Origin of the sequence: Mesorhizobium sp. M0217, assembly GCF_040321955.1 — a bacterium.
Lineage (GTDB): Bacteria > Pseudomonadota > Alphaproteobacteria > Rhizobiales > Rhizobiaceae > Mesorhizobium.
This window is the reverse complement of sequence record NZ_JAMYSN010000001.1, coordinates 634,342-646,358: the sequence shown is the minus strand read 5'-3', so window position 1 is coordinate 646,358 and position 12,017 is coordinate 634,342. Positions and strand designations below refer to the sequence as shown.

Annotated in this window: 15 protein-coding genes and 1 tRNA gene; 13 read left to right on the top strand and 3 right to left on the bottom strand. The window is 63.8% G+C overall.

What is annotated here, in order from left to right:
• Positions 1 to 9: 9 nt before the first annotated feature.
• The 3 genes from NKJ18_RS03210 to NKJ18_RS03200 all read left to right on the top strand — a co-directional run bounded on the left by NKJ18_RS03210 (position 10) and on the right by NKJ18_RS03200 (position 1,366).
• A complete protein-coding gene (locus NKJ18_RS03210) occupies positions 10 to 522 on the top strand; it encodes a hypothetical protein (protein ID WP_156941318.1) in 513 nt (170 codons plus the stop codon).
• 50 nt (positions 523 to 572) lie between these two features.
• Entirely contained in the window at positions 573 to 992 is a 420-nt protein-coding gene (locus NKJ18_RS03205) for a hypothetical protein (RefSeq protein ID WP_023728450.1), read from the top strand.
• A 194-nt stretch (positions 993 to 1,186) separates the two neighbouring features.
• Positions 1,187 to 1,366, top strand: a complete 180-nt coding sequence (locus tag NKJ18_RS03200) for a hypothetical protein (protein ID WP_023728449.1) — start codon at positions 1,187 to 1,189, stop codon at positions 1,364 to 1,366.
• 99 nt (positions 1,367 to 1,465) lie between these two features.
• On the opposite strand, the gene NKJ18_RS03195 is transcribed toward NKJ18_RS03200, so the two are convergent.
• Positions 1,466 to 1,555: transfer RNA gene (locus NKJ18_RS03195), tRNA-Ser, on the bottom strand.
• Positions 1,556 to 1,914: 359 nt separating this feature from the next.
• Between NKJ18_RS03195 and NKJ18_RS03190 the strand changes: the two genes are divergently transcribed.
• The 4 genes from NKJ18_RS03190 (at position 1,915) to NKJ18_RS03175 (ending at position 4,895) form a co-directional block, all read left to right on the top strand.
• Positions 1,915 to 2,661, top strand: coding sequence for a hypothetical protein (locus NKJ18_RS03190; RefSeq protein WP_352757791.1), 747 nt, complete (start codon positions 1,915 to 1,917; stop codon positions 2,659 to 2,661).
• A 118-nt stretch (positions 2,662 to 2,779) separates the two neighbouring features.
• Entirely contained in the window at positions 2,780 to 3,103 is a 324-nt protein-coding gene (locus tag NKJ18_RS03185) for a hypothetical protein (RefSeq protein ID WP_023683176.1), read from the top strand.
• Positions 3,104 to 3,355: 252 nt separating this feature from the next.
• Complete coding sequence (locus tag NKJ18_RS03180; protein ID WP_023683177.1) at positions 3,356 to 4,345, top strand: BMP family lipoprotein; 990 nt, start codon at positions 3,356 to 3,358, stop codon at positions 4,343 to 4,345.
• Between the two features lie 88 nt (positions 4,346 to 4,433).
• Positions 4,434 to 4,895, top strand: coding sequence for a GNAT family N-acetyltransferase (locus tag NKJ18_RS03175; RefSeq protein ID WP_023704058.1), 462 nt, complete (start codon positions 4,434 to 4,436; stop codon positions 4,893 to 4,895).
• On the opposite strand, the gene NKJ18_RS03170 is transcribed toward NKJ18_RS03175, so the two are convergent.
• On the bottom strand, positions 4,890 to 5,279 hold the full coding sequence (locus NKJ18_RS03170; RefSeq protein WP_023714065.1) for a hypothetical protein: 390 nt from the start codon (positions 5,277 to 5,279) through the stop codon (positions 4,890 to 4,892). The two genes, NKJ18_RS03175 and NKJ18_RS03170, sit on opposite strands and share 6 nt — an antisense overlap.
• Positions 5,280 to 5,292: 13 nt before the next feature.
• A complete protein-coding gene (locus NKJ18_RS03165; protein ID WP_196813821.1) occupies positions 5,293 to 5,499 on the bottom strand; it encodes a SlyX family protein in 207 nt (68 codons plus the stop codon).
• A gap of 220 nt (positions 5,500 to 5,719) precedes the next feature.
• Here NKJ18_RS03165 and NKJ18_RS03160 point away from each other — a divergent pair, with 220 nt between their 5' ends.
• From NKJ18_RS03160 to deoA, 6 genes are all read left to right on the top strand, one after another.
• The gene (locus tag NKJ18_RS03160; RefSeq protein ID WP_023691861.1) at positions 5,720 to 7,252 is read left to right on the top strand and encodes an ABC transporter ATP-binding protein; all 1,533 of its coding nucleotides are present in this window, start codon (positions 5,720 to 5,722) and stop codon (positions 7,250 to 7,252) included.
• Positions 7,249 to 8,388, top strand: coding sequence for an ABC transporter permease (locus NKJ18_RS03155; protein ID WP_023686470.1), 1,140 nt, complete (start codon positions 7,249 to 7,251; stop codon positions 8,386 to 8,388). The genes NKJ18_RS03160 and NKJ18_RS03155 overlap by 4 nt, the downstream gene beginning before the upstream one ends.
• Before the next feature lies 1 nt (position 8,389).
• Positions 8,390 to 9,361 (top strand): ABC transporter permease, encoded by a 972-nt coding sequence (locus NKJ18_RS03150; RefSeq protein ID WP_023683182.1) that lies wholly within the window; start codon positions 8,390 to 8,392, stop codon positions 9,359 to 9,361.
• A 107-nt stretch (positions 9,362 to 9,468) separates the two neighbouring features.
• Positions 9,469 to 9,861: a cytidine deaminase gene (gene cdd, locus NKJ18_RS03145; RefSeq protein ID WP_023683183.1), complete on the top strand. Its 393-nt coding sequence runs from the start codon at positions 9,469 to 9,471 to the stop codon at positions 9,859 to 9,861.
• 12 nt (positions 9,862 to 9,873) lie between these two features.
• The gene (locus NKJ18_RS03140) at positions 9,874 to 10,692 is read left to right on the top strand and encodes a purine-nucleoside phosphorylase (protein ID WP_023686468.1); all 819 of its coding nucleotides are present in this window, start codon (positions 9,874 to 9,876) and stop codon (positions 10,690 to 10,692) included.
• Entirely contained in the window at positions 10,692 to 12,011 is a 1,320-nt protein-coding gene (deoA, locus tag NKJ18_RS03135) for a thymidine phosphorylase (protein WP_352757790.1), read from the top strand. Before NKJ18_RS03140 ends, deoA begins: the two co-directional genes overlap by 1 nt.
• The last annotated feature ends 6 nt before the right edge of the window (positions 12,012 to 12,017 follow it).

The following is a 12,017-nucleotide window of genomic DNA, read 5'->3' as shown; positions in this document are numbered from 1 at the left end:
CCCGGAGCAATGACGCGCCGGGGCGATCCATCACGACCAGAAGGAACGAACACCATGAACGATTTCAGCAAGGCCTCCGGGCTCCAGATCAACAGCAACCAGATCGACATTCGCGGACAGGAAGCACGGGACCGACAGGGCCTTGAAGACCGCGTGGACCAGATGCGGCGCGACCATGAGCAGGCCGAGAAGGACCGGCAGGAGGCAGCGTTCCAAGAGCGGATCGCGGCCCAGACGGAGGCCGGACTTCGGGCCAATCAGCAAATGCAGGCCAAGCGAATGGGCATCAACACCGGGCAGGCGCTAAACGACGGCCAGAAGGCACAGGTAGCGGCAGCAAGTGCAGGCGCATTCAACGCGGCACCGCAAGCCCTTGTCGACCAGCTTCCGGTGACCATCGGCGGCATCCAGCTTGGACCACAGCAGGCCAAGGACATGCTTGCCCGTGGCGAAATCGGGCGGGCGGATTACGTCGCGGCTGTAAATGTGGCGCTGACGCCATACGGCTCGTCTTTCAGGTAACCACGGGGGCCGAGAGTGACGGGGCGGGTGATGCCGCTCCGTTGCCTACCGTGGCTGACGAGGCCAACGATACCGAGGAACTGACCGAGGACCAGAAAGAAGAGAAGCAACATGCCGAGTTTGTGCGCATGGCCGATCAGAGCCTTGACCGCTTCAGGGACACCCATAGTGACACCCAGCAGCAATTCATCGTGGACGCCTACGTCGCGACCGGAGAGATACCTGTGGGTGAAGCCTTCGGGATCGAGGAGGTTGAGGCGGCTGTGGTCGAGACTGCGTTCAGTCAGCACCTCGATAGGAACGTGCTGCGGCAGCATGGGCTGAACCTTCAGACCTACTTCGAGCATGTCGACGAGGCGGATTACCCGGCGCTCCGCAGGGCTGCCGCCAAGGGTGAATGGCACGTGTTCCATGGCCACGCCCAAGCCATAGCTGCCGCTCGTAAGGACGGTTCGGCCTACAGCGACTAACCCTTTCCTGCTCCCGATGCATCGCCCCAAGAGGTGCGTCGGGGGCGGGTCCGTTGAGACAGAAATCGCTCCACTGGTGGGACAGTCCCGCTAAGGGAATAGTTCCGCTAACGCATTGAATTTATTTGATTTGACGACTTCGCTAAGGGCTCCCTATTTCGGGGGCGTCCAGAGACGAGATAGGAGCAAGCCCGATGACGACCATCGACTACAGCACCCTTCAGGCCGACGTGGCGGTATGGCTCAAGAGCCACCTTGAACACGTTCGCGAGACCTTCGGGGAAGGCGAGGCATACGCAGCGGCGGTGGAATTGGAGGGCGACCCTTGGATGGCCCTTCAGTGGTACGTCGAGGATGTAAGGAAAGCCGCCTGAGCAATGAGGCCAGATTGGTCTAAGTGATTGGTCTAAGCCACCAGCAGGCTATCCTCTAAGGTACTGATTTTGCTGGAGAAATACGACTATTCTGTGGGATGGCGGAGAGAGCGGGATTCGAACCCGCGTTACGGTCTCCCGTAAACACACTTTCCAGGCGTGCGCCTTCAACCACTCGGCCACCTCTCCGTCCTTGCATTCGCGCCGGCCGGTTTTGCCACGCGGGTTGGGGAGATGCATCCCTTTGGGATTTGCGGGAAGACCCGCTTGATGGACACCGCCAACCAGCGGATGCCCTTCCCGGCGCCCGTCAATCAAACAGGCGCGGGGCTCATCTAGTCGATCCGGCGCCGAATGCCAAGCCATAACGGCAGTCTATTCGCTTTGCCGGCCATGCATCGTTTCGCGGGGCGTTGATCGGCTCCGCTTCTAAGGCGCTTCGGTTCTGAATGGTGTGCACGGGCAAGGCGGCAGGGCCGGCCGCGCTTGACTTCGCCCCTCGCCACCTGTCGAGTGCGGCGGAGGCTTTGCGGGGGGCATCGTCCGACATGACATCGAGCAATGAACAGCCGGCCAGCGGAACGCCGGCCGGAGGCATGCCAGGCGGGCTGACGCCGGCAGGGCGTCCGGACAGCGGGCTGTCCTTTGTGCCCGTGGTCTGGCTCCTCTTCGTCATGGCATGGTCGGTCTACTGGCTGGTCTCGGCGCGGTGGCTGTTGGAGAGTTCCGGCCTGCCGGACAGGGTCTTCTATTTCGTGCTTGGCGGACTGGCCTTCGACATCGTCACCATCGTGTGGGGGCTTTATCTGCTCGGCCTCGCCTTAAGCCGTTCCGCGCGCTTTCCGCGTCATTTCACCATCTGGCAGATCACCACCATCGCCTGGCGGCTGGCCGAGCAGGTCTATGCGCTGACCGTGCCCGATTTCACCGTCTCCGCCAGGGAGCTTGCGATCGCCGCCAGCGAAATCGTCATCGGCCTGTTTTGCATTTACCTGCTGCGCCGCCGCGACGAGGCCAAGGCCTTTTATGAAAGGCCGGAAGCGCAGGCACCGTCAGCCTTTAGTTCGGTCGTCGCCGCGCTGGCCGGCATCACCCTCGGCGCCGTCGTCGGCACTGTCGCCGGCTTTGCGCTCGGCGCGGGGATCGCCGAAGCCACCGACATCAGCTGTTTCGAAGGCGGCTGCGGCTACTTCGCGGTGTTCATCGGCCTTGCCGGGCTGGTGGTCGGGGCCATTGGCGGCGGGGTCCTCGGCGTCTGGCTCGTCCATCGGCGGAGCCGAAAGGTTTCCATATAGGCGGGCGATAGGCTTCAAATTCGCGTATATGGCGATTGCACGCCGGGCGTGCGCATTCTATTCCTCGCCTTTGACCGGAAGGTCCTCGGGAGGAACTTGAGGACCGGGGAAGATTTCGATGCTGCGTTTTTTGTTTCGCCTCGCGGCCATGATCGCACTCTCGGTCGCCGTCATCATGGCCGTGCTCGACGCGACGCGCTCGGTGGCGGCTTCCACATTGGTCATGACGCCGCTGAATTCGAGCTGGCTGGCGGTTTCGCCCGACACCCGCGCGGCCTTCGAGACCTTCGTGCGCGCCAAGGTCAATCCGATGATATGGGATGGCGGCATCGCCTGGGTGCTTGCCCAGCCGGGGTTTGCCGTGTTCGCGGTGCTTGCCTTCATCCTCTATGCGATCGGCTACCGGCGCCGGCGGCGCGGCGGAGAATTCGCGCCGGGCTGATGGGTTGTCCCAGCGGACTTGCGACGACAACGCGGCAATCGTCCACAGCTGTCACCGCATTGGGCATGTTTTTCCAACGGGGGGCATGCTTTTCCAAAAGGTCAAAATTCCGCGTGAATTTTGTTTCGGGCCGTGCCAGATTGCCTTGAGCGGGAGGGGAGTACACTCCTGGCTGATGCCGCATGCCTGCCGGAGAACCGGGCAGGCGGACGGCGCGTAACGGAAAAAAATAACCGACAGGGTGTGGATCACATGAAACGTATCGTTCTCGGCCTCCTGGCCGCAACCGCAATGGTTCTTCCGGCTTTCGCCGCGGATGTCCAGCCGGCCATCCTCTACGATCTCGGCGGCAAGTTCGACAAGTCCTTCAACGAGGCTGCCTATCACGGCGCCGAAAAGTTCAAGACCGAGACCGGCACCGCCTATGTCGAGTTCGAAGTGTCGAACGCCTCGCAACGCGAGCAGGCGCTGCGCCGCTTCGCCGAGGACGGCCGCAACCCGATCGTCATGGCCGGCTTTGCCTGGGAGGATGCGCTGAAGGTGGTCGCGAAGGAATATCCCGATCTCAACTTCGCCATCATCGACGATGCCGTCGATATGCCCAATGTCCGCTCGCTTGTGTTCAAGGAAAACGAAGGCTCCTATCTCGTCGGCATCCTGGCGGCGATGGCCTCGAAGTCCAAGAAGGTCTCCTTCATCGGCGGTATGGACATTCCGCTGATCCGCAAGTTCGAATGCGGCTATGTCGGCGGCGCCAAGGCAGCCGGTGCGACCGACGTCATCCAGAACATGACCGGCGACACGCCCGCGGCGTGGAACGATCCGGCCAAGGGCGGCGAGATCGCCAAGACGCAGATCGACCAGGGCTCCGACGTCGTCTATGCCGCGGCCGGCGGCACCGGCGTCGGCGTGCTGCAGGCGGCGGCGGATGCCGGCAAGCTCGGCATCGGCGTCGATTCCAACCAGAACGGCCTGCAGCCCGGCAAGGTGCTGACCTCAATGCTGAAGCGCGTCGACGTTGCGGTCTACACCGCCTTCATGGACGGCAAGAACGGCACCTTCAAGGGCGGCCTGCAAAATCTCGGCCTCAAGGAAGGCGGCGTCGACTACGCCATGGACGACAACAACAAGGCGCTGGTCACCGACGAGATGAAGGCTGCCGTCGAAAAGGCCAAGGCCGACATCATCGCCGGCACGATCCAGGTGCACGACTACACCGCCGACAACGCCTGCCCGTATTGATCTGTATCCATTAGAGTTGAAACCGCCGGGCGAGAGTCCGGCGGTTTTGTTTTTGGGTTTGAGGGGGGCCGCAACTTGAGAGGCGAGAGTGAAGCCGACCATCGGACCGATGACCGAACGCGATGTTGATGCAGTGGCGCGACTGCGCATCGCCGCCTTTTTCGAGGGCAGCGCAAGAACGCTGAATGAGGACGTCGCCGGGCTTCGCGAGTTGCTCAACGGAGATGGCTTCGAGGCGGCGCTTGTGGCGCGGATAAGGGACGTCCCGGTCGGGACCTGCCTGCTGGTTCGCCACGAACTTGAACCCGCGCATGAGCTGACGCCTTGGCTGGCGGGATTGGTCGTCGATAGCGACCACCGCGGCAAAGGGATCGGCCGCGCGCTGGTTGCAGCCATCGAAGCGCATGCAACCGCGATCGGTGTGGAGAGGACCTACCTCTATACGTGGGTGGCGCGAGACTTCTATGCCGGGCTCGGTTGGGCAGTGGTCGAGTCGTTTGAGCAGGACGGCTACCCGATGCTGCTGATGTCGCGCGAACTCGGCCTATAGCTGTCCGACGAGATAACCCAGCGCGAATACCATGATCAGCGCGATGGCGATGACGGCGCCGCGTCGGCCACCGAGCGAATGCACGCCGACGCCATAGGGCTTCCGCTCCAGTCTGCCGATCACCGGCTTCGCTTCGTCCTGGCCAACCACACGCATCTGCGGCAGTTCGGCGATGCGTTGCGAGATCAGCCGCCAGCGATCGCCGTCGCCCGAGGGCCGCCCCATGCGGTCGAAGACATGCATGCGCTCGGCCAGCCGCATCACCGTGTCGCGGAAGGCGGGATCGATCTCCAGGTCGCGCTCGGCACGCTCGCGGTCGCGATCGTTCATCAGGCCAAGCACATAGTCGCCCGCCCGCGCAACGCGATCGCTTTCACCGGCCATCGGCTTCTCCTTGTTACCAGTGCGGCGGTTTGGTTATCGGCACGTCGGGGGCCGACTGTTCCTCCAGCGCCATGAAGCGCCCGGTCAGCGCATCGAGCTTGCGCTGCATGCGTTCGATCGCCGTCCACTGTTCGGCGATCTGGCCCGACAGTTCCTCGATGGTCTTTTCCTGTTCAGCGGCGCGGATTTCCAGCGTCGTCAGCCGGTCGACAGGCATGATCATTCGAAACTCCCTAGTCTTGGTGCACGCAGTTGCAGCATGATGATGCGACTGTTGACCCTTGCATATTAGTGAATGTGAAGGTCTGCGGCCACGTTCGAAATTGACAAGCGCACCGGGATTTGTCGAGAGTGGCCACTGCGCCGCCAATTGGCACGGGCGGGGCATCATGCTAGGCGTTTTGACCAAGCGATAAAAAAATAAGAGTGGGACAGGCTGCATGGCGCAAGCCGCAATCGAACTGATCGGCATCAACAAGAGTTTTGGCGCCGTTCGCGCCAATCGCGACATCAATCTGGAGATCGCACGCGGCACCATCCACGGCATCGTCGGCGAGAACGGCGCCGGCAAGTCGACGCTGATGTCGATCCTCTACGGCTTCTACCAGGCCGACAGCGGCGAGATCCGTGTCGGCGGCAAGCCGGCGTCGATCAAGACCTCCAACGACGCCATCGCGCTCGGCATCGGCATGGTGCACCAGCACTTCATGCTGGTCGACAATTTCACCGTGCTGGAAAACATCATCCTCGGCGCCGAAAGCGATGCGCTGTTGAAAAAGAGCATCGCCAAGGCGCGCTCCGAACTGGAGCGGCTCGAGCGCGAATACGGGCTGGAAGTCGATCCCGACGCCATCATCGAGGAATTGCCGGTCGGCCTGCAGCAGCGTGTGGAAATCCTCAAGGCGCTTTATCGCGGTGCCGAAATCCTGATTCTCGACGAGCCGACGGGCGTATTGACGCCGGCCGAGGCCGACCATCTGTTTCGCATCCTCAGGCAATTGAAGGACCAGGGGAAAACGGTGGTGCTGATCACCCACAAGCTGCGCGAGATCATGGCCATCACCGACAATGTCTCGGTCATGCGCCAGGGCACGATGGTGGCGACGCGCGAGACCAGCAAGACGACAGTCGGCGAACTGGCCGAACTGATGGTCGGGCGGCGCGTGCTGCTGCGGGTCGAAAAGGGCGAGACGGAGGCCGGCGCGGTCAAGCTCGCGGTCAAGAACCTGACGGTTAAAGACCAGCGCGGCGTCACCATGGTCGACGACATCTCCTTCGATATCCGCGCCGGCGAGATCGTCGGCATTGCCGGTGTCGCCGGGAACGGCCAGTCCGAACTGCTCGAGGCGATTTCCGGCATCAGGCGCGCGGTTTCCGGCTCGGTGATGCTCGATGGCAAGCCGATCGACCTGACCGGGGCCGCCGATCCCGGCGAGTTGCGCGACCGTGGGCTCGCCCATGTGCCGGAGGACCGCCATCATGTCGGCCTGGTGCTGGCCTTCGAGGAGAACGAGAATTCGATCCTCGGCTACCATGACGACCCGCGCTACCTCAAAGGGCCGTTCCTCAACATCGACGCCATCATGACCGATGCCAAGGACAAGATCGAGAAATACGACATCCGTCCCGGCAATCCGCGTCTGAAGACGGCGAATTTCTCCGGCGGCAACCAGCAGAAGATCGTGCTGGCGCGAGAAATGGAGCAGGATCCCGGTGTTCTGATCGTCGGCCAGCCGACGCGCGGCGTCGATGTCGGCGCCATAGAATTCATCCACAAGCGGCTGATTGCCATGCGCGACCAGGGCAAGGCGGTGCTGGTGGTGTCGGTCGAGCTCGACGAGATCCGTTCGCTGTCGGACCGCATCCTGGTGATGTTTGCCGGGCGCATCGTCGGCGAACGTGGCCCGGAGGCGACCGAAGGCGAGCTTGGCCTGCTGATGGCAGGCGTCGATCGCCAGGAGGCGGCAGAGTGAGCACGCCTTACGCCAAGCTGCCGGCCTGGGCCGATTATGGGCTGATCCCGCTGATCAATCTGTCGGTGGCCTTCATCGTTGCCGGTTTCGTCGTCATGCTGGTCGGCGAAAACCCGTTTCGTGCCGCCGTCATCCTGGTCGAGGGCGCTTTCGGCAAGGGAACCGGCATTGCCTTCACGCTGTTCTATGCCACCACCTTCATCTTCACCGGCCTGTCAGTGGCGGTGGCCGCACATTGCGGCCTGTTCAACATCGGGACCGAGGGCCAGGCCTATATTGCCGGCCTTGGCGTGGGCGTGGTCTGCCTCGCCTTCGACACTGTGCTGCCGTGGTGGCTGACCTTTCCGCTGGCGATCGTCGCCGGAGCCGCCGTCGGTGCGCTGTGGGCGCTGATTCCGGCCTATCTGCAGGCCAAGCGCGGGTCGCACATCGTCATCACCACCATCATGTTCAACTTCATCGCGGCCTCGATCATGGTCTATCTCCTGGTCGGGCCATTGAAGCCGGCGGCGTCGCAGGCACCGCAGACGCGCAACTTCCTCGCCGGGGCCGAGCTGCCGAAGCTCAACTGGATCATCGAACTGTTCGGCGCCAAGATCCGCTCGGCGCCGTTCAACATCTGCTTCCTGCTGGCGCTGCTCATGGCATTCCTGGTCTGGCTGCTGATCTGGCGCACCAAGCTCGGCTACGAGATGCGCACCTATGGCCACAGCCCGAAAGCGGCGCGCTATGCCGGCATTTCGGAGACCCGCATCATCATCATCGCGATGATGATTTCGGGCGCGCTGGCCGGCATGATGACGCTGAACCCGGTGATGGGCGACCAGCACAATGTGGCGATCGATTTCGTCTCCGGCGCCGGCTTCGTCGGCATCGCCGTGGCGCTGATGGGCCGACTGCATCCGGTCGGCATCGTGCTGGCGGCGATCCTGTTCGGCATGCTCTACCAGGGCGGCGCCGAACTTGCCTTCGAAATGCCGGCGATTTCCCGCGACATGATCGTCATCATCCAAGGCCTGGTCATCCTGTTTGCCGGTGCGCTGGAGCACATGTTCCGGCCCTACGTCCAGGCGCTGTTCGCCTCGTTCAGTCCAAGGTCGGTCGGCATCGAAGCGGTCAAAGGGAAGGGCGCCTGAGATGGACGTCTTCATCGCCATCGTGCAGATCCTGGACTCGACCATACGCCTGTCGGTGCCGCTGCTACTCGCTTGCCTCGCCGGCCTCTATTCGGAACGCGCCGGCGTTTTCGACATCGGGCTGGAAGGCAAGATGCTGGTCGGCGCCTTTGCAGGTGCGGCCGCCGCTTCGGTCTTCCATTCGGCCTTCCTCGGTCTCGGCATGGCGATCGTGATGTCGGTCGCCTTTGCCCTGGTGCACGGCTTCGCCTCGATCACCCATCGCGGCAACCAGATCGTCTCCGGTGTGGCCATCAACTTCGTCGCCGCCGGCTCGACCATCATTCTGGGCCAAGCCTGGTTCCAGCAGGGCGGGCGCACGCCGGCGCTGCAGCCGGGCGAGCGTTTCGAGGCCATCACTCTGCCTGGTGCTGCCGCGATCCACGACGTGCCGATCATAGGGCCGATCTATTCCGAGCTGCTCTCTGGCCATTCGATCCTGGTCTATCTCGCTTTCGCCATGGTGCCGTTCACCTGGTGGGTGTTGTTTCGCACCCGCTTCGGCCTGCGCCTACGCGCCGTCGGCGAGAACCCGGCCGCCGTCGACACCGCCGGCATCTCGGTCGCTTGGCTGCGCTACCGGGCCCTGATCTGCACCGGTGTGCTGACCGGCATTGCCGGCGCCTACCTCTCGATGGTGCAGAATGGCGGCTTCGTGAAGGACATGACCGCGGGCAAGGGGTACATCGCACTGGCGGCGCTGATCTTTGCCAAATGGCGACCGGTCAACGCTATGTTCGCCTGTCTTCTGTTCGGCTTCCTCGACGCGGCGGCGATCCGCCTGCAGGGTTCGCCGCTGCCGTTGATCGGCAAGGTGCCGGTGCAGTTCATGCAGGCGCTGCCCTATGTGCTGACCGTGATCCTGCTTGCCGGCTTCATCGGCAAGGCGATCCCGCCGCGCGCCGGCGGCGTGCCTTATGTCAAGGAACGTTGATCCGGGCGCCCAGGAGCACTGAGTCGAGCATGCGGCTGGTGCTCGAAAGGCGCCACGAAAACGCAAAGCGCCGGGTTTTGACCACGATCGTCGGAGAGAACACCTGAATGTCGCATGATCTGTTCGAAGCCGCGCAGGAGGCCATGGCCAAGGCCTACGCGCCCTATTCGAAGTTTCCGGTGGGTGCGGCGTTGCGCACCGAGGACGGCCGTGTCTTCACCGGCGCCAACATCGAGGTCGCGTCCTATCCGGAAGGCTGGTGCGCCGAGACCACGGCGCTCGGCCATTACATCATGGGCGGCGGCGGCAAGATCGTCGAGATCGCCGTCATTGCCTCGCGCATGGCCAAATGCTCGCCCTGTGGCGGCTGCCGGCAAAGGCTGGCGGAGTTCTGCCGGCCGGACACGAAGCTCTATCTTTGCGACAACACCGGCGTGGTCGAGACCGTGACCATGGGCGACATGCTGCCCTACGGGTTTCGTGGCGACATTTTGAAGTGAGAGTTGGCTGATATGAAGGAAGCTCTGGACCACCTCGTTGAAAGGCTGGACGGGTTGGCGCCGACAACGGCGATGGTGCTGGGGTCGGGCCTTGGCGGGCTTGTCGACCAGGTCGAAAATGCCGTGCGCATCTCTTATGCCGACCTGCCGGGTTTCCCCCGCAGCGGGGTGACTGGCCATGCCGGCGAGGTGGTCGCGGGGCTTTTCGCCGGCACGCCGGTGCTGATGCTGTCCGGCCGCGCCCATTATTACGAGCACGGCGTTGCTGCGGCGATGCGGCCGGCGCTGGAGGTGCTTGCCGGCATCGGCATCACCAAGCTGATCCTTACCAATGCCGCCGGCTCGGTCGATCCCGACATGCTGCCTGGATCGGTGATGCTGATCACCGATCACATCAATTTCTCCGGCTCCAACCCGCTGATCGGCGAGCCGAGCGACCGCCGCTTCGTCGGCCTGACCGAAGCCTATGATGCCGGCTTGCGCGCGGCGATCGAACGGGCGGCGAAGGCGACAGGGACGGCGCTGCACAAGGGCGTCTATATGTGGTTTTCCGGTCCGTGTTTCGAAACCCCTGCTGAAATCCGCATGGCCCGCGTCATGGGCGCCAATGCGGTAGGGATGTCGACCGTGCCGGAGGTCATTCTCGCCCGCTTCCTTGGGCTTCGCGTAGCCGCCTGTTCGGTGATCACCAATCTCGCCGCCGGGATGACCGGGGCGGAACTGTCGCACCAGGAGACCAAGGACATGGCGCCGATCGGCGGCGCACGGCTGGCGACGATCCTTGCGCATGTGTTCCAGGATGGGTTGCCGGAGCCGAAGGGCGCTGCCTGATGCTTCCGCAGGAAATCATCCGCCGCAAGCGCGACGGCCAGAAACTGTCCCCGCAGGAGATTTCGGCCTTCGTCGCGGGCGTGACTTCGGGCAGCGTCTCGGACGGCCAGGTCGGCGCCTTCGCCATGGCCGTGTTCTTCAACGGCATGAACCGCGACGAGGCGGTGGCGCTGACGCTCGCCATGCGCGATTCCGGCGATGTGCTCGACTGGTCGGACCTGCCGGGTCCGGTCACCGACAAACATTCGACCGGCGGCGTCGGCGACAATGTCTCGCTGATGCTGGCGCCGATCGTCGCCGCTTGCGGCGCCTATGTGCCGATGATCTCCGGCAGGGGCCTTGGGCATACCGGCGGCACGCTGGACAAAATGGATGCCATCCCAGGCTATATCAGCCAGCCGGATATCGCGCGCTTCCGCAAGACCGTGCTCGAGACCGGCTGTGCCATCATCGGCCAGACCGCCGATCTCGCGCCCGCCGACCGTCGCCTCTATGCGATCCGCGATGTGACCGGAACGGTGGAATCGGTGCCGCTGATCACTGCCTCTATCCTGTCGAAGAAACTGGCGGCCGGCCTGCAGTCGCTGGTGCTCGACGTCAAGGTCGGCAATGGCGCCTTCATGGAGAAGTCGCGCGACGCGACAGCACTTGCCAACAGCCTGGTCGAGATCGCCAACGGCGCCGGCCTGAAGGCCTCGGCGCTGGTCACCGGTATGAACGAGCCGCTGGCGTCGGCGGCCGGCAACGCGGTCGAGGTGCGCAACGCCGTCGATTTCCTCACCGGAAGGTTCCGCGACAAGCGACTGGAGGATGTGACGCTGGCGCTGGCCGCCGAGATGCTGCAATCGGCAGGGCTGGCGTCGTCCAATCAGGACGGTCTCAGGCGCGCGGCCGAGACGCTGGCCGGCGGCCGCGCGGCGGCCGCCTTCGCGCGTATGGTCGCAGCCCTTGGCGGTCCCGCCGATTTCGTCGAGAAGCCGGAAAAATACCTGCCGAAAGCGGCGGTGGAGTTTGCGGTCAAGGCGACAGGCAACGGTTTTGCCACCGCTATTGCCACCCGCGATATCGGCCTTGCTGTGGTCGGGCTCGGTGGCGGGCGCACGCGGCCGGACGACAGGATCGACCATGCGGTCGGCATCACCAGGCTGCTGCCGCTCGGCGCCGAGGTGCGGGCCGGCGAGCCGCTGGCGCTGGTCCACGCCCGCACGCAAGTGGAGGCCGAAGCGGCCGCAGCCGCCGTGCTTTCGGCCTATACGATCGGGGCGTCGAAACCAGCCGCCGACAAGACTGTCATCCGGCGCGTGCTGCCGCGCGGGTAGCGGAAC